Source organism: Microbulbifer variabilis (genome assembly GCF_052468405.1).
Genome location: NZ_CP174343.1, coordinates 2,850,001 through 2,875,954, shown reverse-complemented (window position 1 = coordinate 2,875,954; position 25,954 = coordinate 2,850,001). Strand labels below are relative to the sequence as shown.

Genomic DNA, 25,954 nt, shown 5'->3' with positions numbered 1-25,954 from the left:
TTATTAACTCACTTTCTCGAATGAATCCATGACGCGTTACGAAACTATATTACAAACACTGCCTGACTCCCCAAAAAGATGGTTGATTACTGGAGTAGCTGGCTTCATCGGTTCTAACTTATTAGAAGCTCTTCTTCGGCTCGATCAATATGTAGTTGGTTTGGATAATTTTGCGACAGGGCATCAGCGAAATCTGAATGAGGTGCGTGCTTCGGTCAGCCAGGAACAGTGGGAGCGCTTTAGATTCATTAATGGTGATATACGCGATCAAGAGGACTGCCATAAGGCATGTAGTGATGTAGACTATGTTTTACATCAAGCTGCACTTGGCTCGGTACCTCGCTCACTTAAAGACCCTGTTACTACTAATCGAACAAATATTGACGGTTTTCTAAATATGTTGGTGGCCGCGCGCGATGCGAAGGTAAAGAGTTTTACCTATGCGGCAAGTAGCTCTACTTATGGTGACCACCCAGGATTGCCCAAGGTTGAGGATATTATTGGCAAACCGCTGTCACCTTATGCAATAACCAAGTATGTCAATGAGTTGTATGCCGAAGTTTTTGATCGTGCTTATGGATTTGCAACGGTTGGCCTTCGTTATTTCAACGTGTTTGGTAAACGCCAAGATCCAGAAGGGGCCTATGCTGCCGTGATTCCTAAATGGGCTGCCGCTATGATTAATGGTGGCGATGTATTCATTAATGGTGATGGTGAAACTAGTCGCGATTTCTGTTTTGTTGAAAATGCTGTTCAGGCGAACCTGCTCGCAGCTACCGCTGAAGCTGATTCGAAAAATCAGGTTTATAACGTAGCTGTAGGTGCTAAAACAAGCTTGAATCAACTATTCGTTTATATTAAGGAAGCCCTTGCAGATCATAATATTGCCTATAACAAGCAGGTAATCTATCGTCAGTTTCGTGAAGGTGATGTCCGCCACTCCCAAGCAAACATCGATAAGGCAATAACTAAGCTTGGTTATTGCCCAAAATTTAGTATTCAGGAAGGTATTTGGCGAGATATGCCATGGTACATTGAGTTGTTTAAATAACTTATTGTGCTTAGAATAACGGGTGATTTTTGGATTTGCAAAAAGCCTTTTATATCTTCTTGGCGCTGGTCGTTTCAATGTGAAGACTTTTGGTTAAGAGAATGAGTAAAGGAACGATAATTTACGTTGGCGGCTTCGAGTTACCTGATAGAAATGCCGCTGCCCACCGTGTTATTGCGAATGGCAAGATCCTGCGTGAACTTGGTTACGAGGTTGTTTTTATAGGCGTTGATAGCTCTAGGGTGGCCGGCACAGAGCTTTTGCGTAAAGACTTTTTTGACTTCGAATGTTGGAGTGTTCCCTACCCTAGGAGAGTTGTGGCATGGTTGAGATATATCCTTGGTTTGAGTTCGATACTTAAGTTTCTAAAAAAATATCCCTCCAACAGTCTTGTAGGTGTGATTTGTTATAATTATCCTGCACTGGCTCAAGGTCAAATAAAACTAATTTGTAAGCGCACTGGTATAAAAATAATCGCCGATGCTACGGAGTGGTATGATGCTGGCGCAGGAAATTTTACACGTCAAGTGATAAAATTCTTGGATACATCGGTGCGAATGAATTTTATTCACCGCCTAGCCGACGGCATATTTACTACGAGTAAGTATCTCACTGATTTCTACGTATCCAAAGGGAAAACAGTCGTTGAGCTCCCTACCTTATTTGATGTAAGCAGATTTCCTTCGCCACCTCATCGCGGATGCTCTTTTCGCAAAAAGTTTATATATGTCGGCTCTCCCTTTGATGTAGACAGAGTGAACAAGGAGCGAAATAATCTTAAGGAACGCCTCGACGTATGTGTTGAAATTTTCCATAAATTATATAGTGAGGGGGAGGATTTTTACTTCGAAATTTATGGGATTGAGTTAGAGGATTATCTTCGAGTGTTTCCTGAGCACTCTGCTAAGTTGCTCGATATGGCAAAATGTACAGTTTTTAAGGGAAGGCAATCTAATCGATTGGTTTTGCAGCGTATTGCTGAGTCTGATTTTAGTATTTTTTTTCGTGATGAAACACGGGTAACATTGGCCGGATTTCCCTCAAAACTAGCGGAGTCAATAACGTGCGGCACGCCAGTAATTTCAAACAAAATGATTTGCCTTGATCGATATTCCGATAGTGACGGCCTATTTCTTGCTGATCGCGGTGATGAACTCTCTTTAATAAAAAGATTGATGTCTTTATCAGCGTCCGAAGTCAACACTATCAAGCAGCAAGCTTATTTTTCGCGAACTTTTGATTATGGGAATTATCTGGATATGGTCTCTGAGTTCATTACAGAGGTGGAGGTTTGAATGAAGGTGCGTAGATTGCTTAAAGTTTTTACAGCACCGCTAAATATGCTACATGCCGCGTTGTTTCCCACGTCCTATGCAAGAAAAATTGGGGTTGAACTAAAGGGTTTTGTAACCATATACGGCTCTAGTTATTCAATGTTCAGTTCAGAGCCTTACCTAGTGACTTTGGGGGATAATGTTTATATCAGTATTGGTGCAAAATTCGTTTGTCATGATGGCTCAACATTGCCTTTCCGGAAAGATATTCCTGACCTTGAGCTGGCAGGGAAAATTCATGTAGGCGATGATGTGTTTATAGGTATGGGAGCGTTGATTTTACCGAATGTAACAATTGGCAGTCAGTGTATTGTGGGGGCCAATTCTGTTGTAACTAAAAGTGTTCCTGATGGATCCATTGTTGCCGGAAATCCAGCAAAGCAGATCGGTACGACAGAAGATTTTTTGGTTCGAGCTCAAAGGAAATCACTGAAAATTGGACATTTAACTGGCCGCGAAAAAGTTGCGGCATATAAGGATCTGTTTAAGATAAAATGAAGATCTTTAGTTATCGATACCTCCCTCTTAATATATACATTGGGTATTCCTGCTTCGTCATATTAAGTTTGACGTTAGGACCAATTGAATATAAAGATCTTGATTATTTTGTTCTGATTCCTTTCATAACAATTTTGGTGCTTCTGTTTGCTTTTGGTTTTATATTGGGGGCTAGAGGGGAATATCGGATAGATTCATTTAACCTAGATGTACGCTCTATCTCTGCTCAGAGAGTCTCCTTCTTCATTAGCACACTTTTGTTCTTCGCTGTGATAACTTCCATTGCGCATTGGTACTCCTTTCTCGCCTTAGGTGGTAAATTGAACCTTGGGGACATCGGTGCAAATTATGTAAAAGGTTACGAGGGGTATGAGCGTGGACAAGCTCGAGTTGATATTTTTTATATTTTGAATATTTTTGGTCAAGCTTTAATCACTTTGGCTTTATTGTTTTCTATCTATTATTATCGAACAATGGGTTTGCTTGCCAAGAGTGCTTTTTGTTTCATACTGATAACTTTTATTTTGGTTAATGTGGTTGGAAGTGGTAAGCAGAAATATTTGGGTGATATAGTAATATTTACTTTTTTCTGTATGTTGATCAATTTTGCAGCCAAAGGCAGGAAGTTGAATTTTCGAACTTTTTGTGTTTTTGGTTTGATCGGATTATGTGTTTTCTTCCTTTTCTTAGAGATTCTTCGGCAGCGTTACCTTGCTGCAGGTATTGGACTTGATAATATTCACTTGAAAACGCATCCCTTGATTGAATGGGATGAGAGCTCTTTGTTTTTTAACCTTATAGGTTCTGAATATACGCTAGCACTAGGCATTTTTCTAGGTTATTTTTCAAACGGGCTTTATGGGTTGTATTTAAGCCTAAATTTGCCATTCGAGTGGTCTTATTTTGTTGGGAACTCCTACTCTATCGGTAGGATTGTAGAGATAGGTCTCTCTACAGATGGTTTTGTCTTAGAGCAGACTTACCCATATCGTGTAGGTGAAGTTTACGGCTGGGGGTTTGATAAGTGGCATTCTTTGTTTGCATGGCTTGCCTCTGATATAACTTTTATTGGTGTTCTATTTCTTACTCCAATTTTTTCATTCTTATATGCGAGGCTTTGGTTGCAGGCAATAAAAGCTAGTAACCCTTTTGCTGGCCCATTGTTTATATACTTTTCCATGGGATTGATATTTAGCTATGCCAATAATCAACTTATGCATGGGTTGGCTGGTGTAATGGTGTTGCTAGTCTTATTCGTAGGTTGGTTTTTTTCGCGAAATTTATCTTTTCATAACTTTCTGCCTGGCAAAGCTCTCTGTCAACGTGAGGAATGAAGTGAATAGGTACTGGAAGTTTCTTGTAATTTTCTCGCTTATTCTACTGGGCAAGTTGAGCGGGTTCTTTAAGGATGTATTGATAACGTTTTATCATGGAGTTTCTGTCGTTACAGATGCGTATTTCCTGTCAAATTCTTTGGCTTCCTTACTATATATGGCTGTCTACTCGGCAATACCTATATTTTTAGTGCCAATGTACTCGCGTTTATTGAATAGGGGCGATATTTTAGAGGTAAACAAGGAACTTTCCTCTGCTATATCTTTCTTCTTTCTACTTTCCGCATGTATTGGCGTTTTCGTATTTAGTTTTGGGGGGGGGATGTTGGACATGGTATCAGCTTCAGTCGATAGCCGTGTTAGGGCTCTTTCCGTAAGCTATTTGTGTATTATGTCCGCGACCTTTGTTTTTTCAAGTTTGGTCTCATTTTTCAATTCTCTACAGACCGTCAACAAAGTTGTAATTCCTTCCTATATTGTGCCTGTTTTTAATAATACTTTTTTTTGTATAGGGTTATATTTTTTTAATGGTGCAGCCGAGTTCGATAAGGTTTTGTTGCTTGGTGCCCTGGCTTGGGTGTTGTTGTTACTTATAAATTTCTTTATTTCACGTAAGAGCTTTTCATTTGTAGGTGGTGCTGCGTTTTCTTACTTTTCTGATAAGAAATTTATGCTTCTGTTTTTGCCGGCGGTTACTGCTTTCTATATAGAGCAAATAAATGCATTTGTGGGGGTATACTTCGCGTCGGACCTTGGAGTAGGGGCTATATCATTACTTTCTTACTCAAATAAACTTAATCTGATATTTCTCTCAGTATTTTTGGTTTTTTTAACTGCATCTATTTTTCCCCGTATTGCAGCAGTTTCGACGAAGGAAGGTCAGGCTGAATTGTTTCGCTATCTCACACGATGTGTTCGATTAGTTGTCATTCTTTCAGTCCCTGCTGTTATTTATATGGGCTTCTACGCAGAAGAAATTGTAGAGCTCTTATTTCAGCGTGGTAATTTTGGAAGGGATGATACTGTTAAGCTTGCCTCAGTCTTTTCTATCATATTAATCGCCCTTCCTTTTTGTTTGCTTAGAGATATTATGAATCGTGTGTTTTTCTCATATGGAGATACATTGATACCGGTTTTTGTTTCATTGTTTGCTTTGTTTATTAATGCATCGTTTAGTTATGTGCTTTCTCAAAATTTTGGATTGAAGGGGTTGGTTTCTTCAGTTGTGATATCAACTGTTTTCAATAGCTTCGTTATGATTTTATTGGTGCAACGTAAGATCAATTCTGGGTTAATTATACCTTGCTTGCACTATGTGATAATAAGTTGTTTTTGTGGCATTGTAGCTTATCTATTTCTAAGCTGGCTCCATGGCCAGTTTTTTGAGTATTGGTGGTTTTTATCTATTCCCTTTACTCTCGTTTATTTTCTTTTGATTTCTGTTTTAATGTTTTATAAAAAGATTCATTATTATGTTAGTTTTATATTGCGAAGACGTTTTGCGTGATAAACGTTATCCTTTGCATCTTTAATTCTTAACCGCTGCTCGGTGGTTCTCTGGCAATTTGGTATGTTAGGTTGATGTTGGTTTAAATGCCTAGAGAGGTAGTTTTAGTAAAGAGGTCAGAGAATGAATTTAATCATTATAGATAGAGTAATAGTTTTTTTGGCTAGTTAGGGGTGGAGTAATGAGGGTATTGGTTCTTGGTGCCTCGGGAATGTTAGGGAATGCTGTAATAAAAGTTTTTTGTAAAGATTTATCTCATGAGGTGTGGGGGACACTTCGTAGCGCCTCTGCCTTGCATTTTTTTTCGGAGGACCAGCGGAAGAGGCTATTGGTTGGCGTTGATGTTCTGGATAATGATGCGTTAGTACAGGCACTAAATACAGTACGTCCAGACGTAGTCATTAACTGCGTTGGGCTTATCAAGCAGCTTGCAGATGCTAATAATCCCCTTTCGACACTACCAGTAAATTCGATATTCCCGCATCGCCTAGAGCGGCTCTGTGGGCTTTCCGATATTCGAGTGATTCATGTCAGTACCGATTGTGTTTTTTCTGGCCGTAAGGGGAGATATAAGGAAGAAGATGTATCGGACGCGGAAGATTTATATGGAAAGTCCAAATTCATAGGTGAGCTCCGTGATTCGCCGCATGCGATTACTCTCCGAACTTCTATTATCGGACATGAGCTGGGGTCAAATATGGCGCTTGTTAATTGGTTTCTCTCTCAAACAGACCAAGTGAGAGGGTATTCCAAGGCAGTTTTTTCTGGTTTGCCGACTATTGAGTTAGCTTTGGTTATTAAGGATTATGTGATCACTCGGCCGGAACTTAGTGGTCTTTTTCATGTTGCTTCAGCGCCTATCAGTAAGTATGAGTTACTGTGTTTGATTGCAAAGAAGTATCAGAAGTCTATTGATATAGTGCCCGACGAGCGCTTAGTGATTGATCGATCTTTAAATTCTGAACTTTTTCACCAGGCTACAGGTTATATTCCACCTACTTGGCCAGAATTAGTTGAGAGAATGTATAAAAGCAGTGCTAATTTGGTTGCTTGACAGTCAGGAGAAATCTTTCGATTGTAAATTTTTTCTGACCTCGAAGGTAGATTTTATTGAAGTGAAGTAAGTGCTCAGGCAGCTTGCTTTTGAATTGAATGGTTATGTGGGTTTCAATATATGTTTGATGATAAGGTTTTATTGATAACGGGAGGTACGGGTTCATTTGGTAATACGGTGCTCAGGCGCTTTCTGAATACTGGAGTTCGTGAAATACGTATTTTTAGTCGCGATGAAAAGAAACAGGAAGACCTGAGAATTAATCTGTCTAATGACAAGGTCAAGTTTTACATTGGCGATGTTCGGAACTATGACAGTGTTGCCCAAGCTATGATTGGCGTTGATTATGTCTTTCATGCGGCAGCTTTAAAGCAAGTGCCTTCCTGCGAATTCTACCCAATGGAAGCAGTGCGCACTAATGTTATGGGGACAGAAAATGTGCTGAATGCAGCAATCGCTACCGGTGTTCAACGGGTCGTAGTACTTAGTACCGATAAGGCGGTCTACCCAATTAATGCTATGGGTATTTCCAAAGCTATGGCAGAAAAGCTAATGGTTGCCAAATCGAGGATGATTCCTGTATCAGGTCCAGTTATTTGTGCTACTCGTTATGGAAATGTTATGGCATCCCGTGGGTCAGTGATTCCTTTGTTCGTTAACCAGATCAAGAGCGGAGCTCCATTGACAATAACTGATCCTAATATGACTAGATTTTTGATGTCGTTGGAAGATTCGGTAGATCTTGTCTTGCATGCGTTCGAGCATGCTGAACAGGGTGATCTTTTCGTGCAAAAAGCTCCAGCTTCCACGGTAGAGGTTCTGGCGCAAGCTCTTAAAGAACTATTTGCTTGTGAAAACAAAATAAAAGTCATCGGTACCCGACATGGTGAAAAGCTATACGAATCTCTAATTTCCCGAGAGGAAATGGCAAAATCTGTAGATATGGGACGCTATTACCGAATCCCTGCTGATAACCGGGACTTAAACTACAAGAAATATTTTGTCGAGGGTGAGAGAGATATTACCGGACTAGATGATTATACGTCACATAATACAGATCGTCTTAGCGTTGAACAGGTTAAAGATGTACTGTTGAGTTTAGATTATATTGGAGAAGCTCTTAATGCTTAAGGTAATGACGCTCGTTGGAACTCGCCCAGAGCTGATTAAGATGAGCCGAGTTATTGCTGAACTAGATAAGCAAGTAGATCATGTACTTGTTCATTCTGGGCAGAACTACGATTATGAACTCAACCAAGTATTCTTTGATGAGCTGGAAATTCGAAAGCCGGATCATTTTCTAGGTGCTGGTGGTGCGACTGTTGCACAGACTATAGCTGATATTATCAGTAAGTCTGACGCTGTTTTTGAGCTTGAAAAGCCTGATGCTGTGCTACTTTATGGTGATACCAATACTTGTTTAGCTGTTATAGCCGCTAAGCGGCGAAAGATACCGGTATTCCACATGGAGGCTGGTAACCGTTGCTTTGATCAACGAGTTCCTGAAGAGTTAAATCGCAAAGTTCTAGATCATTTGAGCGATATTAATATGGTGCTAACTGAACATGCGCGCCGTTATCTTATTGCGGAAGGTATTCGCCCTGAAACTATAATTAAAACTGGCTCTCATATGGCGGAGGTGCTTGATTATTATCTGCCAAAAATTCAAGAGTCTGATGTTTTGGCGAGAATGTCGTTAATAAAAGGTAAATTTTTTATTGTTAGTGCTCATCGTGAAGAAAATGTAGATAGTCCTGAGAACCTTAAGGATCTTCTCGAAACCCTAAATGCATTAGCAGACTGCTACCAATATCCGGTTATTATCTCGACCCATCCTCGTACTCGAAAACGTTTAGAAGATCTAGGTGTTCAGTTGGATCACCCGTTAATTCAATTTATGAAACCGTTCGGTTTTCTGGATTACATAAAGTTGCAAATGTCTTCATGTTGCGTTTTATCTGACAGTGGAACAATTACGGAAGAGGCATCTCTTCTTAACTTGCCAGCTATCACGATTCGTAATGAGCATGAGCGGCCTGAGGGTATGGATGTAGGCACATTAGTTATGAGTGGGCTCAAGCGAGATCAAGTGCTAGAGGCTGTAAAAGTTGTTACCAGCCAGCATAACCATTCTCAGCAGACGATACCCACTGTTGCTGATTATAAGGGTGGGCCGGTCTCAATTCAGGTAGTACGAGTCGTTTTGAGTTATGTTGATTATATCAACCGCACTGTATGGAGGAATGGGTAACACATTTGATTTTAAAAGATGTTTACCTGTTTCAATAATGGATCGCATTATCAAGTCTTAAGGTTCGGGTGGTAGGGTTTATATGAAGAAGCGTTTGCTTTTTGTAGTCAATGATGCAGCTTTTTTTATCTCTCATCGGCTACCTATCGCGCTTAATGCTAAGCGTTATGGTTACGAAGTAAGTATCGCGAGTATGCCGGGGCCAGCTGTTGATGAAATTGTTAAATATGGTTTTGCTCATTTTGAGCTGCCATTAACGCGTAGCGGAAAAAATCCACTATCAGACTTTAAACTTATATTTTCTATTTATAAATTGTACCGCCATTGGAGGCCAGATCTTGTCCATCTGGTCACTATCAAACCAGTTATTTATGGAGGTATTGTAGCACGTCTTGCTGGCGTGCATGGGGTGGTGGCTGCAGTCTCTGGTCTTGGTTCTATTTTTATCGCACGCGGAATAAAAGCTTCATTGGTTCGTATGAGCGTAAAATGGCTTTACCGTCTGTCTTTTGGAAAGAAGAATCTACGGGTGATATTCCAGAACCCGGATGACCGAGATATGCTTCTTGATTTTGCTGGACTTGATTGCGATAAAGTCGAGATGATCCGAGGAGCGGGAGTAAACCTTGCCCACTACCCAGTTATGCCTGAATCAGATGGCCCGTTGACAGTATCACTTGCGGCTCGTTTACTAGTGGACAAGGGAGTTGGTGAGTTCATGGATGCGGTACGCCTTCTCAAGCAGCGAGATGTTAAAGCGAGATTTTATTTGATTGGCGATACGGATCCAGGTAATCCAACCAGCATTTCACATGAGACCCTGAATAAGTGGCGGGATGAGGATATTGTTGAGCTTTTAGGATTCCGAGCGGATATAGCAGAGTTATTCGCCTCTTCTCATATTGTAGTTTTACCTTCTTATAGGGAGGGGCTACCTAAAGTATTGCTAGAAGCAGCAGCATGCGGTCGTGCGATAGTAACCACAGATGTTCCAGGATGCCGGCATGCTATCGAACCGGGTATTTCAGGGGTGCTAGTGCCTGTGCGCGATCCGGTTGCACTGGCTGATGCTATACAGGCTCTTATTGGGGATGCCAAACTGCGACGCGACATGGGACTTGCAGGAAGAGACTTAGCTGAGCGCGAGTTCGCCCTTGAACACATTGTCAGCGCACATATGGAAGTATATAAGAAGTTGGAGTTAAGTATTTGAAAGATCGAGTTAAGCAGAAATTACTAGTAACCGGTGCGACTGGGTTTGTTGGAAATGCGCTTTTAAAACGCCTAGTTGATGATGGCCGTTTTACCTTGCTAGCGGGAGTCCGCCGAAGCAATACATGTAATTTTCCCAGTGTAGAGCCGGTGCCAATGGGAGACATTGATGCCGGTGGAAACTGGCTTAGTGCTTTACAAGGGGTTGATCAGATACTTCATACTGCGGCTCGCGTGCATGTTATGCACGATAGTTCATCAGACCCACTTAATGAGTTTCGTAGAGTTAATGTGGATGGCACATTGAACCTTGCTCGTCAGGCGGCTAAGGCTGGTGTGCGCCGCTTTATATTTATCAGCTCAATTAAGGTAAATGGTGAAGGTACATTGGAGGGCGGAGCTTATTGTGCTGATGATAATCCGCAGCCAGTGGATTTCTATGGTATTTCCAAGATGGAAGCGGAGCAGGGATTACGCGCATTGATGGATGAAACTGGAATGGAGGTTGTGATCATCCGACCACCAATGGTCTATGGGCCGGGTGTGAAAGCCAATTTCCTTACAATGATGCGTTGGCTACATAAGGGCGTTCCTTTGCCTTTTGGAGCTATCTATAATCGGCGTAGTTTGGTTGCCTTAGATAATTTAATTGATCTACTTGTGACCTGTGTCGATCATCCTGCTGCTGCTAATCAGACTTTCTTGGTTAGTGATGGTGAGGACCTATCGACTACTGAATTGTTACGTAGATTGAGTATCGCCTTGGGTAAGCCATCATACTTATTGCCTATACCGAGCATAATTTTGGAGGCTGGAGCGGCAATTTTACGTAAGCGGGCTCTCTCTCAGAGACTGTGTGGTTCGTTACAGGTTGATATAGATAAAACTCGTGATTTATTGAGCTGGAACCCGCCGGTTGGTGTTGATCAAGCATTGCGAAATACGGCCAAGCATTTTTTGGAGCAGCAATTCAAATGAGTATCTGGTGGTTACTGGTGGCAGTGGCTGGCGTTTCACTATTTATGACCGGGGCCTTGCGCCGTTATGCCTTAGCTCGCAGTTTGGTTGATATCCCGAACGCGCGTAGTTCACATATTTCACCAACGCCTCGTGGTGGTGGAGTCGCCTTTGTGTTCGCCTTTCTGGGAACCTTACCGCTTTTAACCTTAGTTGACATAGTACCGTGGACTATGATGTGGGCGCTGTTGGGAGCAGGTATAGGTGTGGCCGTGATTGGTTTTCTAGATGATCATGGCCATATTCCCGCACGTTGGCGACTACTGGGGCATTTTGCTGCTGCTATTTGGGCATTGCAGTGGTTGGGTGGGCTGCCCCCACTGAGCTTATTTGGTATTACCTTGAACCTGGGTTGGCTTGGCCATGCTCTGGCAGCGATCTATTTAGTGTGGATGCTGAATCTCTATAACTTTATGGATGGTATTGATGGTATTGCCAGTATTGAGGCCATTTGTGTATGCCTAGGCGGGGCGCTATTGTATTTTGGGCTTGGCTTTTCGGGCTCTCTACAAACTTCCGACTGGGTCATTCCGGTGCTATTAGCAGTTTCGGTGGCAGGTTTTTTATTTTGGAATTTCCCACCTGCACGTATCTTTATGGGGGACGCTGGCAGTGGCTTTCTAGGTATTACTTTGGGAGTGTTGTCCTTGCAGGCTGCCTGGGTGGCGCCACAATTATTGTGGAGCTGGTTAATTTTGCTTGGGGTTTTCATACTGGATGCAACCTGGACTTTAATGCGTCGCTTATCGCGTGGAGAGAAAGTGTATGAGGCACATCGAAGCCATGCCTATCAGTTTGCTTCACGTCGGTTTGGAAAGCACTTACCGGTGACTCTGTCGGTGCTAGTGATTAATTTGCTTTGGTTACTGCCGATCGCATTGTGGGTTGGGTTAGGAGAACTGGATGGTGCCTTAGGTTTGCTCATTGCTTATTTTCCGCTGTTGGTACTGGTGGTGAAGTTCAAGGCAGGGGAGCGGGAGTAGAGGATGCACTTTACTGTATCTAATTTACTGGCGGTTATAAATACTAATAAGTAGTTCTGCAACCGAATTACTACAAAATAATCACACCTTGTATGATTAAGTAATTGAAATATGAGTTTGAGAAAGACACTGTTAATTCTGGGAGCAGGTGGTCATGGTAAAGCCGTGGCTGAGGCCGCAATGTTGTCAGGAAAATGGCAGCGGGTTTGTTTTGCTGATGACCGTTGGCCGGAATTGGAAGAATCTTTCGGCTGCCCTGTAATAGCGAACAGCTTCACTTTGGCTGAGGTTGCTGGAACAGTGGATGCTGCCATTGCTGCAGTTGGTAACAATGCGTTACGAGAGCAGTGGTTGGCAACTTTGCAGCAAGCGGGCTTTCCATTGGCTACGATAGTCCATCCCGCTGCGTCTGTCAGCGTTAGTGCACAATTGGGGGCGGGGAGTGCGGTGATGGCGTTAGCCATGGTTGGAGTAGACGCACGGATTGGCTGCGGTGCAATCGTCAATGCTCAAGCGACAGTGGATCATGATGCTTGCTTGGGGGAGTTTGCCCATTTAGGAGTTGGTGTACATTTAGCTGGTGGGGTGCAAGTGGGTGCGAAAGCTTGGTTGCAAGCGGGGTGTAGTGCTGGGTATCGCGTGGTTATAGCCGAGGGGGAGGTATTGGCACCGGGAACGGCGCTGACAGCGTAATGATTACTATTAGAATTATGGGGTCCAAGGAATAATGGATGAGCTGCGCAACTGGCTACTGGGGCTGCCCCGCCGTAATAAACGCATCTTACAAGTGATAACTGATGTTCTGCTAGTGTGGCTAGCCCTTTGGCTGGCCTTTGCAATTCGTTTGGGATTGGATAAGCCTGTTAACCCCTTTGCCGAATACGCTTGGTTATTTGTTAGTGCACCGCTAATCGCGATACCTATTTTCGTTAGGTTTGGCATGTATCGTGCGGTGATGCGCTATTTTGGCAAGGATGCGTTGATTAGCATCTTCAAAGCGGTAATGCTGTCGGCTTTGGTGCTTGCTTTAGTTGTTTATTTGAACCGCGAGCCACCGCTAAGGGTGCCTCGCTCGGTTGTGTTTATATACTGTTGGCTGAGCTTGTTGATGATCGGCGGCCTCAGGCTGGTTATGCGGCAGTACTTTATGGGCGATTGGTATGTGGCTAGCCAGCAAGTGCCCTTTATCAACCGAGTCGATCATTTACCAAAGGTGGCCATCTACGGTGCTGGGGCGGCAGGCAACCAACTTGTGGCTGCATTGCGTATAGATCGAGTCATGATGCCGGTAGCTTTCATTGATGATGATCGTGGTATTGCCAATCGTGTTATAGCGGGTCTGCGGGTTTTCAAACCTAAGAACATTCAAAGAATGATTGAGCAAACTGGAGCTGAGGAAATACTTCTTGCAATTCCGTCTGCCTCTCGTGCACGCCGACGCGAGATACTTGAGTTACTCGAAAGCTTCCCTTTACATGTGCGTAGCGTACCGGGCTTCATGGATTTGGCTAGTGGTCGGGTTAAAGTCGAAGATATTCAGGAAGTAGATGTTGCTGATTTACTTGGCCGCGATGCGGTGCCGCCACAGCAGGCTCTTTTTGAAAGGTGTATTCGTGGTCATGTAGTGATGGTGACTGGCGCTGGAGGCTCGATTGGTTCGGAGTTGTGTCGTCAGATTGTAGCTACAGGTCCAACTACACTGCTGTTGTTTGAGCACAGTGAGTTTAACCTTTACAGCATCCATACAGAGTTGGAGCAGCGGATCCGACGTGAATCGTTGCCTGTGCGATTGGTACCGGTCCTTGGGTCTATCCGTAACCCAGGGCGTCTATTGGATCTGATGCGGTCCTGGGATGTGGTCACCGTGTATCATGCAGCGGCGTATAAGCACGTCCCGATGGTTGAACATAATATTGCCGAGGGTGTGATGAACAACGTGTTTGGCTCTCTGCATACCGCTCAGGCGGCGGTAAAAGCGGGAGTTGAACACTTTGTATTGATTTCTACTGACAAAGCGGTGCGCCCAACCAATGTGATGGGTAGCACTAAACGCCTTGCAGAAATGGTGCTACAGGCACTGAGCCAAGAGCCAGCTCCTACGTTGTTCAATGATGGCGAAACTGTAAACCAAGTCAACAAAACCCGTTTCACCATGGTTCGATTCGGCAATGTGCTGGGTTCATCGGGGTCGGTGATTCCGCGTTTTCGTGATCAGATCAAGCGTGGTGGCCCGGTAACGGTAACGCACCCCAATATTACCCGCTACTTTATGACGATTCCCGAGGCTGCCCAGTTGGTTATTCAAGCTGGTGCGATGGGGCAGGGTGGGGATGTGTTTGTACTGGATATGGGCAGCCCAGTGAAAATTGCTGAGTTAGCAGAAAAGATGATCCACCTCAGTGGTTGCACTGTGCGGTCAGAGAAGGACCCGCACGGCGATGTCGCTATCGAGTTTACCGGCTTGCGTCCGGGTGAAAAACTCTATGAAGAGCTATTGATTGGTGACAACGTCAGCCCGACCGATCACCCAATGATTATGTGCGCTACAGAGGATCACTTGTCCTGGGAATCATTCAAGACGGTGTTGGCCCAGCTACTTAGTGCGGTAGAGCGTGATGATTATGAGCGGGTACGCCAGCTACTGAGGGAAACTGTTTGTGGTTATATCCCGGAGGGCGAAATTGTAGATTGGGTTCATCAGAAGCGATGTGCGGAACCTGAGTTGGCTTAATCGCGCCGAACAGTTCATGTACCACCTTCGTCGCAACTTAGCCCAGGTTTAGTGCGAAGCTAGATGCAAGAATGGCGGAAAAATTTTCACCGTTGGCTGTTCAAAACAGTTCGTTAATAAATTCCGCCATGGCTAAATGATACTACCGACCTGAATTTCGTTTCCCTTCTCTTATTTGTGAACAAGAGTCAATTGGATTTCAATAGACTTGGTTTTGAGTGGCTGGAGTAAAACCAGCCATCATCCAATAAGTGAACAACTCTGATCTCATGATCATCACAAATATGGAGGTGGTCTTGATGGTCTCGCTTTGGGGAAGGCTCTCTGGCATTTTGTATTTCGTTTTCCCTGAAGTCAGCGTTGATCAATGCTGTAAGCGATCAGTCTTTTTTAATCTCGATATGAAAAACTACTCTTGATAGCCAGCCCCCTAAAATTCGAAGCTAATAAAGCATCAATCGTATCGATGGTTTAGGAGCAAAGTGTATCAAGGCTGCTGCCTGGCAGGGGGCTACTCCCGATTCAATTTAATGGGAAGTGTAATGATTGAGTATAGAGACGTTACCCTGTTAGCTCAGCGGCTGGGTAAGGAACTGGATAAACGTGCATGGCGAGTTACCGCTGCGGAGTCTTGCACTGGGGGGGCTGTTGCCGCAGCGATAACCGCTATTGCCGGGGCATCAAGTTGGTTTGACGGCTCTGTCGTGAGTTATGCCAACCGCATCAAACACAGCGTTCTGGGTGTAGATGTCAAGGATTTACAACAGTTTGGTGCTGTCAGTGAGCCGGTTGCCCGCCAGATGGCCTGTGGCGTGTTGGCAATGATGGATGCCAATCTATCTGTTGCAGTGAGTGGTATTGCCGGTCCCGATGGCGGTACTGAAGAGAAGCCTGTAGGTACCGTCTGGATTGCCTGGGCTCATGCCGATGGGCAGGAACCCGTGCAGATCGATGCCCGTTGCTTTCATTTTCAAGGCGATAGGGCTGAAGTACAGGCGCAGACTGTGAGAGAGGCAATCAAAGGTATGCTCGCTATCCTGGATGAGCATCCGGTTTAGGGCTGCAGGGGGTTACCTTGGCAATGTTAGGGCGAGCTTTGCGGCTGCCCAAAGCCCATAATTTGCGCGATGGTGACTGGTACCGGTTGTGCCGGAATTACTGGTTGCCTATACAGTAATCCTTCGTTAAGCTTGCCACCAATCAACACAGCTTAGCAATATGGGAATGGTCATGGATTCCAATAAAGACAAGGCGCTAAAGGCGGCGCTCTCGCAGATCGAACGCCAGTTTGGCAAAGGCACAGTGATGCGCATGGGAGATAAAGAGCGCGAGCGTATCCCGGCGATCTCAACTGGCTCCTTAGGTCTGGATGTGGCCCTGGGTATTGGTGGTCTGCCCCGCGGCCGTATTGTTGAGATCTATGGTCCTGAATCCTCAGGTAAAACTACCCTGACACTGCAAGTTATTGCTGAGGCGCAGCGCAAAGGTGGCACCTGCGCGTTTGTGGATGCTGAACATGCGCTCGACCCCATCTATGCAGAGAAGCTGGGTGTTAATGTTGACGAGCTGATCGTTTCCCAGCCGGATACCGGTGAGCAGGCTCTCGAAGTGGCCGATATGCTGGTACGCTCCGGTGCCGTGGACGTGCTGGTAGTGGACTCTGTGGCGGCCTTGACCCCGCGTGCAGAGATTGAGGGCGAGATGGGGGATTCCCACGTCGGCTTGCAGGCCCGCCTGATGTCCCAGGCTTTGCGCAAGCTGACCGGTAATATCAAGAACACCAATACTCTGGCAATTTTTATTAACCAGATCCGTATGAAGATCGGTGTGATGTTTGGTTCCCCGGAAACCACCACTGGTGGTAACGCGCTTAAGTTCTATTCTTCCGTGCGTCTGGATATCCGTCGTATCGGTTCCGTAAAGGACGGCGATGAGGTAGTGGGTAATGAGACTCGCGTAAAAGTTGTCAAAAATAAGGTGGCGCCCCCCTTCAAGCAGACTGAATTCCAGATCATGTATGGCGAAGGCATCAATATGGTTGGCGAGGTAATCGACTATGGAGTGAAACTGGGCTTGGTTGACAAGGCTGGTGCCTGGTACAGCTATAAGGGCGAGAAGATTGGCCAGGGTAAGGCTAACGCCACAAAGTTCTTACGTGACAACCCGGATATCCGCAATGAGATTGAAGGGCAACTGCGTGCGCAACTGCTGGGTGACCTGGTTCCGGCAAGCCCCGAAGAGGCAGTGGAACTCCCGGAAGAGTAAGTGCCTTATTCAAACACGGATTTCTCCGTTGATCCCGCTCAAGTGCTGTTCGGTGCGGCGCTTGAGTTACTTGCCCGTCGTGAGCATTCGCGCCATGAATTGAAGCAAAAGCTTGCGGGCAAGTTCCCCGGTGCCGATTTCGATGCTCTATTCGAGCGCTTACAAACACTTAATTATCAGTCAGATCAGCGCTTTGCTGAAGTATTTGTCCGCGCTCGTGTTCAGCGTGGGCAGGGACCTATGCGTATTCGTCAGGAGTTGCAGCAGCGGGGGATTCGAGGAGAGCTCGCGACCCATGCGATTGAGCTGCTGGAGGTTGATTGGTTTGAGCTTGCCCAGGAGCAGCTCCAGCGCAAATACCGTGCTCCTATCAATATAGCGCTGCCCAGAGACCAGCAAATGAAAGAGCGCGCAAGGCGCCAGCGCTATTTGGCGTATCGCGGTTTTCCCGCAGATGCTATCAGCTGGGCGCTAGACGGGAAGTAATCGGGCTTATACTCTCATGCATGATTGGGTCACGGTGGTATTGTTGCTGTCCGACCTGTGATGATGAAAGCAAGAATAATAAGCGCGAGACACCCTATGATCCTGTCCATTGACCAGGGCACTACGGGCACTACGGCCTTTGTCTTTAATAGTAGCGGTGCTCTGGTTGGGCGCAGTTACTCTGAAATCCCCAACTACTACCCTAAACCCGGTTGGGTTGAGCAGAATGCCGAAGAGATTTGGCAGGTGACGCAGCGGGTTTGCGCGGCAGCTCTGCAACGCGCCGGCATCCGCGCGTCCGATGTTGAGGCAGTGGGTATTACCAATCAGCGTGAAACTACAGTTCTGTGGGACCGGCATACCGGCGAGCCGGTGCACCCCGCCATTGTATGGCAGTGCCGTCGCTCCGCAGAAATCTGCCAGGAGTTAGCTGCTGCAGAAAAATCTGATTGGCTGCGCGAACGAAGTGGATTGCTATTGGATGCCTATTTCTCCGCAAGCAAATTGCTGTGGATTTTCCGTGCACAGCCACAGCTGCTGGAGCGCGCTCATCGCGGAGACCTGTGTTTCGGCACAGTAGATAGCTGGCTGGTGTGGAAAATGAGCGGTGGCCGCGCACACTTGACTGATCACACCAATGCCAGTCGCACCCTACTTTACAACCTGGAACAAAAGCGCTGGGATCCGGAATTGCTGGCTCTCTTTGGTTGTCCAGAGTCTATCCTGCCGGAAATCCGGCCTTCTGCCGGTCATTTTACCGATACCGATCCTGAGGCGTTCATTGGGGCAAGCGCACCTATTTGTGGTGTGGCCGGCGATCAGCAGGCAGCGTTGTTTGGTCAGGGCTGTCTCCGTCCCGGGGAGATCAAAAATACTTATGGTACTGGCTGTTTTATGCTGGCTTTTGCAGGTGAGAAGCGACCGAAGCCATCTCCGGGGCTGCTCGCCACTATTGCCTGTGATATCAGCGGTGCCCCTGCTTATGCAGTTGAGGGGTCGGTATTTACCGCGGGGTCTGCGATCCAATGGCTACGTGATGAGATGGGCTTGATTCAGCAGGCAGTGGATACAGAGGTGATTGCGCAGAGTATTCCTGATACCCGTGGAGTTTACCTGGTGCCCGCGTTCAGTGGCCTCGGTGCTCCTCATTGGGACCCATCAGCGAGGGGCACTGTGTGCGGCTTGAGTCGCGGCGCTGGCCGGGCAGAAATAGTGCGCGCTACGCTTGAATCTATCGCCTATCAGAGTGATGAGTTGGCGCGCTTGATGGAGGGGGCTCTCGGGGTATCCATTAGCCATATGCGAGTGGATGGTGGGGCATGCGCAAATAATTTCCTGATGCAGTTTCAGGCAGATATTTCTGCGTTGCGGGTTGAGCGGCCAAAGCAAATCGAGTCTACAGCCATCGGCGCTGCTCTTCTGGCGGGTATTGGTAGTGGTCTGTGGCACTTTGACAAGTTGCCGGAATGTTTGAGGGAGATTGAGCGAGATTTTATGCCCTCTATGGCTGCTTCAGAAAGGAAATCGCGGTTGGCCGGCTGGCAACGGGCAGTTGCCGCGTGTAAGGCATTTTAGTTAGGCCAATAATTTTTCAAGATGGGCTTTCGGCACAGGGAGGTGGCCAAATGGCGGTTTGGGAGGAGTTACAGGCAACAGTTGATGCATTGGTGGATGGTCGCAGGGGAATTCTCGCTGCAGATGAGAGCAGTGGCACTATTGCCAAGCGTTTCAACACGATTGGGGTGGAGTCCACCGAGCAGAGTCGACGGGATTACCGTGCGGCCCTGCTAGAGGCAAAGGGCCTGGGAGATTTTATCAGTGGGGTAATTCTGTTTGAGGAGACGCTTGGTCAATGCAGTGCTAATGGCAAACTTTTGGCACAGGTGGCTGCGAATCAAAAGGTTGTCCCCGGGATTAAGGTCGACAAGGGAAAAGGGCCATTGGCTGGTACTGCGGGGGATATGATTACATATGGCCTGGATGGACTTGCCGAACGACTGCGCGAGTACAAAAAGCAGGGGGCTCGATTTGCCAAGTGGCGTGAAGTCTATCCAGTTAGTCCACACAATCCCACCGAGCTCGGGCTACAGGCCAATGCTGAAATGTTGGCCCGTTACGCAGCTGTGTGTCAGGCCGAGGGCGTGGTGCCAATTGTGGAGCCGGAAGTTCTCATGGATGGGGATCACAGCATTGAGCGTTGTGCCGAAGTTAATGAACAAGTTTGGCATACTGTTTTTCATGCGCTGTATCGTCATGGCGTCACTCTTGAATTGATGTTACTGAAGCCCAGCATGGTCATACCTGGGGCGCAATCGGCACGAGCGGAGCCGCAGCAGGTTGCGGAATACACCCTGCGAAGTTTACGTCGGTCAGTGCCAGCAGCCGTACCGAGCATAAACTTCCTCTCTGGTGGCCAGGGGAACGAAGAGGCTTCTGCAAATCTCAACGCGTTGAACAAGATAAATAATGCACCTTGGCAACTGAGCTTTTCCTACGGCCGGGCGTTGCAGCAGCCAGCATTGGCAGCTTGGGCGGGGCGCTCTGAAAATATTGCCAAAGCACAGGGTGCGTTACTCAAGCGGGCACGCCTTAACCATTTGGCCATGTTGGGACAGTACTGCAGCAGTCTGGAGCGGGAGAGCTGACAGGTGCCGAATGGCCCAAGCTACAACAATAAGGAAAATAAGGAGGGGCAATGGAGTTTGTAACCAGAAATGTAAGCCTGCACTACCGCCGTTGGTGGGTTGAGAAAGCGCTTGGGGTAGTAGTTATTTCCCACGGCTTGGGTGAGCATAGCGGCCGCTACACCATGCTGGCCCAGTATCTGAATCGTGCCGGGTTCAGCGTCTACGCCCCCGATCATTATGGTCATGGGTTATCAGATGGAAAAAGGGGGCATATTGATGATTTCTCCCTTTATTGCGAGGACCTGCATGAATTTATTTGTTTGGTCAAAAGTGGTAACCCCAATACAAGTGTGCATCTGTTGGGCCATAGTATGGGGGCGGTAGTGGCCTGCGGCAGCGCTATTCGGTATGGTTTCGTGGACAGTGTGATCCTGTCTGCGCCTGGATTTCGCGGAGCTAAAGAGCCCGCTGGCCTGGAGCTGTGGCTGGTAATGATGCTGGCCAAATTATTTCCGAAGCTTGTACTTTCCAGTCGAATTGATGACAAGTGGTTGAGCCGGGATGTTTCTATTGTCGAAGCCTATCGCAATGATGAGCTTGCCCACCACGGGGTTTCCCTGCGTTGGTTTGAAAGCTTTCTCCAGGAGAGGACGTTTCTGTCAGCTAATCTGGAGCGGCTGCTTACACCCTGCTTAATGCTGCTGCCGGAATCGGATCGTTTGGTGGATGTAGAGCTGAGTCGGGAGTGGTTTGGTCGAATGGGTTCGACCAATAAAAGGCTTCACTGTTTTCCGGCAGCTTACCACGAGCTGTTCAACGAGGTGGAGGAGGGGCGTCTAGCCCGTGATTTACTACTGGGCCACCTAAACTCCATTTTGCCAGCCTCAAACCCTGTCATCTCTGGATAAAAATAGGTAAAGATGGGTTAAAACGGGGAAATCTGTTGGCTTAAGCAGAGGTGAATACCGTGAAAAACCCCATGAAGCATTGTATGATACGCGGTCATTTTTGCCCTCCGGAAGTTGTGTCGGGGGGAAATAGTGGGGTGGAACATGGATAAGAAGTTGCTGAGCCTATTAGTGTGTCCTGTAAGTAAGGCACCGCTTGAGTACCGCGAAGATACCCAGGAGCTGGTTTGTCGAGCCAGTGGCTTGGCCTATCCGGTTAGGGACGGGATTCCGGTGATGCTGGAATCTGAAGCGCGTCAGCTGACAGCTGAGGAAAAGCTGGAAAAATAAGCCAATGGGTGAACCCAGCGTTTTCAGTCAAATAATCTCGGGCGATATCCCGGCCGAGAAAATCTACGAGGATGACCTTTGTGTCGTTATTGAGGATCGGGCGCCACAAGCCCCGACCCATCTCCTCATTATCCCGCGCAAACCTCTAGTTAATCTGTCCGATGCCAAAAGCGAAGACAAAGGTCTACTCGGCCACCTGATGTGGGTGGCAGCCGAGCTGGGCCGGCGCTTGCGACTCGAGGGCTTTCGGCTGGTGGTTAACAATGGCCGTAGTGCGGGGCAGACCGTATTTCACCTGCATGTTCACCTGCTGGCTCAAAAGAAGATGCCCGAACAAGGGCTTGCGCAGTAGCAGGACAGACGTGGCACCGCGTCATCGGTGTCGTTCACATAACTTTCAACTAACGAAGTGGAATTACGCCGGATGAAAAGCGCACAGATTCGCGACGCCTTTCTGAATTACTTTGCCGAGCAGGGCCATACTGTGGTGCCGTCGAGCTCTCTGGTTCCGGGCAATGACCCGACCCTGCTATTCACCAATGCCGGCATGGTGCAGTTTAAGGACACCTTCCTCGGTCAGGAAAAGCGCCCTTACAATCGGGCCGCTAGCTCTCAGCGCTGTGTGCGTGCCGGAGGCAAGCACAATGACCTGGAGAATGTGGGCTATACTGCGCGCCATCACACCTTCTTTGAAATGTTGGGCAACTTCAGTTTTGGCGATTATTTCAAGCGTGAAGCCATCCGCTTTGCCTGGGATTTCCTCACAAAAGTACTGGGTTTGCCCGAAGAGCGCCTGTGGGTGACTGTTCATATCAGCGATGATGAGGCCGCTGATATCTGGTTAAAAGAAGTGGGCGTTAGCGCAGAGCGTTTTTCTCGCCTCGATGAGGACAACTTCTGGCAAATGGGCGATACAGGTCCTTGTGGGCCCAGCTCAGAAATTTTCTACGATCACGGTGCCGATGTTCCCGGTGGCCCCCCAGGTTCCGATAACGACGATCTCGACCGCTATATTGAGATTTGGAACCTGGTATTTATGCAGTACGAGCGCACTGCTGATGGCGAACTGCACCCACTGCCCAAGCCCTCCGTAGATACAGGCATGGGTTTGGAGCGTATTGCCGCGGTTATGCAAAGCGTGCACTCAAATTATGAAATTGATCTTTTCCAGGCGCTGCTTAAAGCTGCTAGTGAAATAGTCTCCTGCAAGAACCTCGAAGAAAAATCCCTGCGTGTCATTGCAGACCATATTCGCTCTTGCTCCTTCCTGATTGCTGATGGGGTGATGCCATCCAATGAGGGGCGGGGTTTTGTGTTGCGTCGCATTATCCGTCGTGCTGTGCGTCATGGTCACAAACTCGGCCATAAAGAGGTGTTCTTTTTTAAGTTAGTGGAAGCCCTGACTGAGCAAATGGGTGATGCTTATCCTGAGTTGCGTGAGAAGCAAGAGCTTATTGAGCGGGCTCTACGTAAAGAGGAAGAGCAGTTTGCCAAAACCCTGGACAAAGGGATGGCTCTGCTGGAGAGTGCGCTGGCCTCCCTGGAAGGTAGCGAGATTCCTGGTGAGCTGGTGTTTACTTTACATGATACTTATGGCTTTCCCACCGACCTGACTCAGGATATTGCCCGAGAGCGTGGTTTGTCACTGGATATGGCAGGTTATGAGGCTGCGATGGAAGCCCAGCGCGAACGTGCGCGCGCAGCAGGTAAATTCAAGCAGGACTATACCGAGGTTCTGGATCTGGAAGGTGTGACAGAGTTCCTCGGTTACGAAACAACTGAGGCGCGGGGTAGGGTTATCGCTATCGTCAAAGGTCGCGAGCAAGTCGAGCGCCTGGAGGAAGGTGAAGAAGGTGCGGTGATTCTCGACCGCACCCCGTTTTATGCCGAGTCTGGAGGCCAGGCTGGCGATAGTGGCTATCTGAGTTCAACAGCTGGACGTTTTGAGGTTCGTGATTGTACCAAGCAGGGCGGCCACCACTTGCACACCGGTAAAATGTTGCAGGGTGTCATCACTATTGGTGATCAAATTTCTGCCAAGGTGTCTGCAGAAGTGCGCCAGGCAACCGCACTGAATCACTCCGCCACCCACCTGCTGCACGCTGCTCTGCGCAAAGTGTTGGGCGAGCATGTTACGCAAAAGGGGTCGCTGGTGGACTCCGAGCGCCTTCGTTTCGATTTCTCTCATCCAGAGGCTGTTACCAATAAGCAGCTGCATGCCATTGAATCCCTGGTGAATGCCCAGGTTCGCGCCAATACTCCGGTTGATACTTGCGAAACCGATATTGAGTCTGCCAAGGAAATGGGGGCAATGGCCCTGTTCGGTGAGAAATATGGCGATACAGTTCGTGTTCTTTCCATGGGAGAGACTGAAACTGGCGCTTTTTCTGTTGAGTTATGCGGCGGGACTCATGTCAAGCGTACCGGTGATATAGGTCTTCTGCGCATTGTGAGTGAGAGCGGTATCGCCTCCGGTCAACGCCGCATTGAAGCCGTGACTGGCGCACATGCGCTGTCATTGTTCGATCAAACCCAGCAGCGTCTTGAACATATTGCAGCACTTCTCAAGGCGCGCCCGGATAGCCTTGCCGATAAAGTTGAGCAGCTATTGCTTAACAACCGCAAACTGGAGAAGGAAATTGGTCAGCTTAAGACCAAATTGGCCAGTGGTGCCGGAGGTGATCTCTCTGCTCAAGCGGTGGAAATTGCTGGCTTCAAGTTGTTGGCGGCGTCTGTTGATGGCGCAGACCCTAAATCCCTGCGAGACCTGGCTGACCAGATGAAAAACAAGCTTGGTAGTGGTGTTGTCCTGCTTGCAGCACCTGGTGAGGATAAGGTGGCTCTGGTAGCGGCAGTAACCAAGGACCTGACAGATCGCCTGTCAGCGGGGGATCTTATGCGCTTTGCCGCTGCCAAGCTTGGTGGTAAGGGCGGTGGCCGTAAGGATATGGCACAGGGGGGAGGAACTGATGTTTCCGCCCTAGCGGGTATGTTGCAGGAGGTGCCCACATGGGTTGAGGGCTCCCTCAGCAGCTGATTTCGGTAAAAACGGCGCCAGAAGTCGTATGTGAAGTTGATTTCACCGAAGTTTGGTGATTAAGTGCGCGCCTGCACAAGTCAGAGCAGTGCGCGTACTTGGCCAGGGGCTAAGGAAACACAAAGATTATGAGTTTGTTCGTGCAGAAATACGGTGGAACCTCTGTAGGCTCGATAGAGCGTATAGAGGCTGTCGCTGATAAAGTAGCCGCGTTTCGCGCCAAAGGGCATGGCTTGGTTGTGGTGCTTTCTGCCATGAGTGGAGAGACCAACCGCCTGATTGATTTGGCATATCAGATCCAGGAAAAACCCGATCCCCGCGAGCTGGATGTGCTGGTGTCTACCGGTGAGCAGGTCACCATTGCGCTATTGAGCATGGCTCTGAAGAAACGTGGCTATGATGCCTGCTCCTATACCGGGGGGCAGGTCAAGATCCTCACGGACAACGCCCATACCAAAGCACGTATCCAGCGTATTGATGTTGAACGCATGCGCGCTGACCTGGATAACGGCAAAGTAATTGTAGTAGCCGGCTTCCAGGGGGTAGATGATGATGGAAATATCACTACTTTGGGGCGCGGTGGTTCAGATACCACGGGCGTGGCTCTCGCTGCAGCGCTTGATGCCACTGAGTGCCAGATTTATACGGATGTTGATGGGGTCTACACCACTGATCCACGAGTGGTGGATAGTGCGCGTCGTATGGATCGGATTACGTTTGAGGAAATGCTGGAGATGGCGAGTCTTGGCTCAAAGGTCCTGCAGATCCGCGCCGTAGAGTTTGCCGGTAAATACAAGGTTCCGCTGCGCGTACTTTCAACTTTTGAAGAGGGTGAAGGAACCCTGATTAGTCTGGATGAGGAAAACAACGAGATGGAACAACCCGTCGTATCTGGTATCGCATTCAACCGTGATGAAGCCAAGCTAACTATTCGCGGTGTTCCGGATACCCCCGGGGTTGCCTGCCGTATTCTTGCACCAGTTGGCCGCGAAAATATTGAAGTGGACGTGATCGTGCAAAACATCAGCGCGGTTGATGGAACTACAGACTTTACTTTTACTGTGCATCGAAATGATCTGCATAAAGCGCGTGATGTTCTGGAGCGTGTTTCGGCGGAACTTGGCGCACGCGAAGTGATCACAGACGACAAGATTGCCAAAGTATCAATTGTCGGCGTGGGAATGCGTTCCCATGCGAACGTGGCCAGTCGTATGTTTAGTGCTCTGGGTGAAGACAATATCAATATTCAGATGATCACCACATCTGAAATAAAGATATCGGTGATTATCGATGAGCGCTACCTCGAGCTTGCTGTGCGTGCCTTGCATA

The 25,954-nt window shown here is 47.5% G+C and carries 23 protein-coding genes (1 of these 23 cut by a window edge); all 23 read left to right on the top strand.

Translation table 11 applies throughout. The features are described from left to right. The first annotated feature begins 28 nt into the window (after window positions 1-28). Window positions 29-1,051 (top strand): NAD-dependent epimerase/dehydratase family protein, encoded by a 1,023-nt coding sequence (locus ACJJJB_RS13165; protein ID WP_444946342.1) that lies wholly within the window; start codon window positions 29-31, stop codon window positions 1,049-1,051. 101 nt (window positions 1,052-1,152) lie between these two features. Continuing rightward, a complete protein-coding gene (locus ACJJJB_RS13160) occupies window positions 1,153-2,346 on the top strand; it encodes a glycosyltransferase family protein (protein ID WP_353376133.1) in 1,194 nt (397 codons plus the stop codon). Beyond that, a complete protein-coding gene (locus tag ACJJJB_RS13155) occupies window positions 2,347-2,883 on the top strand; it encodes an acyltransferase (protein WP_353376134.1) in 537 nt (178 codons plus the stop codon). Beyond that, window positions 2,880-4,217, top strand: a complete 1,338-nt coding sequence (locus ACJJJB_RS13150) for a hypothetical protein (RefSeq protein ID WP_444946343.1) — start codon at window positions 2,880-2,882, stop codon at window positions 4,215-4,217. The genes ACJJJB_RS13155 and ACJJJB_RS13150 overlap by 4 nt, the downstream gene beginning before the upstream one ends. 1 nt (window position 4,218) lies before the next feature. Then, complete coding sequence (murJ, locus tag ACJJJB_RS13145) at window positions 4,219-5,724, top strand: murein biosynthesis integral membrane protein MurJ (RefSeq protein ID WP_445365030.1); 1,506 nt, start codon at window positions 4,219-4,221, stop codon at window positions 5,722-5,724. Between the two features lie 181 nt (window positions 5,725-5,905). After that, on the top strand, window positions 5,906-6,778 hold the full coding sequence (locus tag ACJJJB_RS13140) for a dTDP-4-dehydrorhamnose reductase family protein (RefSeq protein ID WP_353376137.1): 873 nt from the start codon (window positions 5,906-5,908) through the stop codon (window positions 6,776-6,778). A 120-nt stretch (window positions 6,779-6,898) separates the two neighbouring features. Then, the gene (locus ACJJJB_RS13135) at window positions 6,899-7,909 is read left to right on the top strand and encodes a polysaccharide biosynthesis protein (RefSeq protein ID WP_353376138.1); all 1,011 of its coding nucleotides are present in this window, start codon (window positions 6,899-6,901) and stop codon (window positions 7,907-7,909) included. Beyond that, on the top strand, window positions 7,902-9,029 hold the full coding sequence (wecB, locus tag ACJJJB_RS13130) for a non-hydrolyzing UDP-N-acetylglucosamine 2-epimerase (protein ID WP_353376139.1): 1,128 nt from the start codon (window positions 7,902-7,904) through the stop codon (window positions 9,027-9,029). The genes ACJJJB_RS13135 and wecB overlap by 8 nt, the downstream gene beginning before the upstream one ends. Window positions 9,030-9,111: 82 nt before the next feature. Next, a complete protein-coding gene (locus ACJJJB_RS13125) occupies window positions 9,112-10,242 on the top strand; it encodes a glycosyltransferase family 4 protein (RefSeq protein ID WP_353376140.1) in 1,131 nt (376 codons plus the stop codon). Further along, window positions 10,239-11,219 (top strand): UDP-glucose 4-epimerase family protein, encoded by a 981-nt coding sequence (locus ACJJJB_RS13120; RefSeq protein ID WP_444946345.1) that lies wholly within the window; start codon window positions 10,239-10,241, stop codon window positions 11,217-11,219. Before ACJJJB_RS13125 ends, ACJJJB_RS13120 begins: the two co-directional genes overlap by 4 nt. Next, a complete protein-coding gene (locus ACJJJB_RS13115) occupies window positions 11,216-12,241 on the top strand; it encodes an MraY family glycosyltransferase (RefSeq protein ID WP_353376142.1) in 1,026 nt (341 codons plus the stop codon). The genes ACJJJB_RS13120 and ACJJJB_RS13115 overlap by 4 nt, the downstream gene beginning before the upstream one ends. 111 nt (window positions 12,242-12,352) lie before the next feature. Then, window positions 12,353-12,934 carry an acetyltransferase gene (locus ACJJJB_RS13110; RefSeq protein WP_353376143.1) on the top strand — a complete coding sequence of 194 codons (582 nt, stop codon included), beginning with the start codon at window positions 12,353-12,355 and terminating at the stop codon, window positions 12,932-12,934. Window positions 12,935-12,968: 34 nt separating this feature from the next. Continuing rightward, on the top strand, window positions 12,969-14,972 hold the full coding sequence (locus tag ACJJJB_RS13105; RefSeq protein WP_353376144.1) for a polysaccharide biosynthesis protein: 2,004 nt from the start codon (window positions 12,969-12,971) through the stop codon (window positions 14,970-14,972). A 542-nt stretch (window positions 14,973-15,514) separates the two neighbouring features. Further along, on the top strand, window positions 15,515-16,030 hold the full coding sequence (locus tag ACJJJB_RS13100) for a CinA family protein (protein WP_353376145.1): 516 nt from the start codon (window positions 15,515-15,517) through the stop codon (window positions 16,028-16,030). 172 nt (window positions 16,031-16,202) lie between these two features. Continuing rightward, on the top strand, window positions 16,203-17,237 hold the full coding sequence (gene recA / locus ACJJJB_RS13095; protein ID WP_444946346.1) for a recombinase RecA: 1,035 nt from the start codon (window positions 16,203-16,205) through the stop codon (window positions 17,235-17,237). Further along, the gene (locus tag ACJJJB_RS13090) at window positions 17,238-17,723 is read left to right on the top strand and encodes a regulatory protein RecX (protein WP_444946347.1); all 486 of its coding nucleotides are present in this window, start codon (window positions 17,238-17,240) and stop codon (window positions 17,721-17,723) included. A gap of 96 nt (window positions 17,724-17,819) precedes the next feature. Further along, window positions 17,820-19,298 carry a glycerol kinase GlpK gene (gene glpK, locus ACJJJB_RS13085; RefSeq protein WP_282952801.1) on the top strand — a complete coding sequence of 493 codons (1,479 nt, stop codon included), beginning with the start codon at window positions 17,820-17,822 and terminating at the stop codon, window positions 19,296-19,298. Between the two features lie 50 nt (window positions 19,299-19,348). Further along, window positions 19,349-20,368, top strand: a complete 1,020-nt coding sequence (locus tag ACJJJB_RS13080; RefSeq protein ID WP_353376147.1) for a class I fructose-bisphosphate aldolase — start codon at window positions 19,349-19,351, stop codon at window positions 20,366-20,368. A 50-nt stretch (window positions 20,369-20,418) separates the two neighbouring features. Continuing rightward, on the top strand, window positions 20,419-21,258 hold the full coding sequence (locus tag ACJJJB_RS13075; protein ID WP_353376148.1) for an alpha/beta hydrolase: 840 nt from the start codon (window positions 20,419-20,421) through the stop codon (window positions 21,256-21,258). 144 nt (window positions 21,259-21,402) lie between these two features. Further along, on the top strand, window positions 21,403-21,588 hold the full coding sequence (locus ACJJJB_RS13070) for a Trm112 family protein (RefSeq protein ID WP_020411321.1): 186 nt from the start codon (window positions 21,403-21,405) through the stop codon (window positions 21,586-21,588). Window positions 21,589-21,592: 4 nt separating this feature from the next. After that, complete coding sequence (locus ACJJJB_RS13065) at window positions 21,593-21,940, top strand: histidine triad nucleotide-binding protein (RefSeq protein ID WP_020411320.1); 348 nt, start codon at window positions 21,593-21,595, stop codon at window positions 21,938-21,940. A gap of 72 nt (window positions 21,941-22,012) precedes the next feature. Beyond that, window positions 22,013-24,625, top strand: coding sequence for an alanine--tRNA ligase (alaS, locus tag ACJJJB_RS13060; RefSeq protein ID WP_444946348.1), 2,613 nt, complete (start codon window positions 22,013-22,015; stop codon window positions 24,623-24,625). A 128-nt stretch (window positions 24,626-24,753) separates the two neighbouring features. Next, window positions 24,754-25,954, top strand: partial view of an aspartate kinase gene (locus tag ACJJJB_RS13055; protein WP_020411318.1) — the 5' portion only. Its footprint extends 32 nt past the window's final position; only the first 1,201 of its 1,233 coding nucleotides appear in the window; it begins with the start codon at window positions 24,754-24,756; its stop codon lies beyond the right edge, outside the window.

Coding starts and splice junctions, on each gene's coding strand:
- ACJJJB_RS13165 (WP_444946342.1), top strand. CDS start 29: ATGACGCGTTACGAAACTATATTACAAACACTGCCTGACTCCCCAAAA.
- ACJJJB_RS13160 (WP_353376133.1), top strand. CDS start 1,153: ATGAGTAAAGGAACGATAATTTACGTTGGCGGCTTCGAGTTACCTGAT.
- ACJJJB_RS13155 (WP_353376134.1), top strand. CDS start 2,347: ATGAAGGTGCGTAGATTGCTTAAAGTTTTTACAGCACCGCTAAATATG.
- ACJJJB_RS13150 (WP_444946343.1), top strand. CDS start 2,880: ATGAAGATCTTTAGTTATCGATACCTCCCTCTTAATATATACATTGGG.
- ACJJJB_RS13140 (WP_353376137.1), top strand. CDS start 5,906: ATGAGGGTATTGGTTCTTGGTGCCTCGGGAATGTTAGGGAATGCTGTA.
- ACJJJB_RS13135 (WP_353376138.1), top strand. CDS start 6,899: ATGTTTGATGATAAGGTTTTATTGATAACGGGAGGTACGGGTTCATTT.
- wecB (WP_353376139.1), top strand. CDS start 7,902: ATGCTTAAGGTAATGACGCTCGTTGGAACTCGCCCAGAGCTGATTAAG.
- ACJJJB_RS13125 (WP_353376140.1), top strand. CDS start 9,112: ATGAAGAAGCGTTTGCTTTTTGTAGTCAATGATGCAGCTTTTTTTATC.
- ACJJJB_RS13115 (WP_353376142.1), top strand. CDS start 11,216: ATGAGTATCTGGTGGTTACTGGTGGCAGTGGCTGGCGTTTCACTATTT.
- ACJJJB_RS13110 (WP_353376143.1), top strand. CDS start 12,353: ATGAGTTTGAGAAAGACACTGTTAATTCTGGGAGCAGGTGGTCATGGT.
- ACJJJB_RS13105 (WP_353376144.1), top strand. CDS start 12,969: ATGGATGAGCTGCGCAACTGGCTACTGGGGCTGCCCCGCCGTAATAAA.
- ACJJJB_RS13100 (WP_353376145.1), top strand. CDS start 15,515: ATGATTGAGTATAGAGACGTTACCCTGTTAGCTCAGCGGCTGGGTAAG.
- recA (WP_444946346.1), top strand. CDS start 16,203: ATGGATTCCAATAAAGACAAGGCGCTAAAGGCGGCGCTCTCGCAGATC.
- glpK (WP_282952801.1), top strand. CDS start 17,820: ATGATCCTGTCCATTGACCAGGGCACTACGGGCACTACGGCCTTTGTC.
- ACJJJB_RS13080 (WP_353376147.1), top strand. CDS start 19,349: ATGGCGGTTTGGGAGGAGTTACAGGCAACAGTTGATGCATTGGTGGAT.
- ACJJJB_RS13075 (WP_353376148.1), top strand. CDS start 20,419: ATGGAGTTTGTAACCAGAAATGTAAGCCTGCACTACCGCCGTTGGTGG.
- ACJJJB_RS13070 (WP_020411321.1), top strand. CDS start 21,403: ATGGATAAGAAGTTGCTGAGCCTATTAGTGTGTCCTGTAAGTAAGGCA.
- ACJJJB_RS13065 (WP_020411320.1), top strand. CDS start 21,593: ATGGGTGAACCCAGCGTTTTCAGTCAAATAATCTCGGGCGATATCCCG.
- alaS (WP_444946348.1), top strand. CDS start 22,013: ATGAAAAGCGCACAGATTCGCGACGCCTTTCTGAATTACTTTGCCGAG.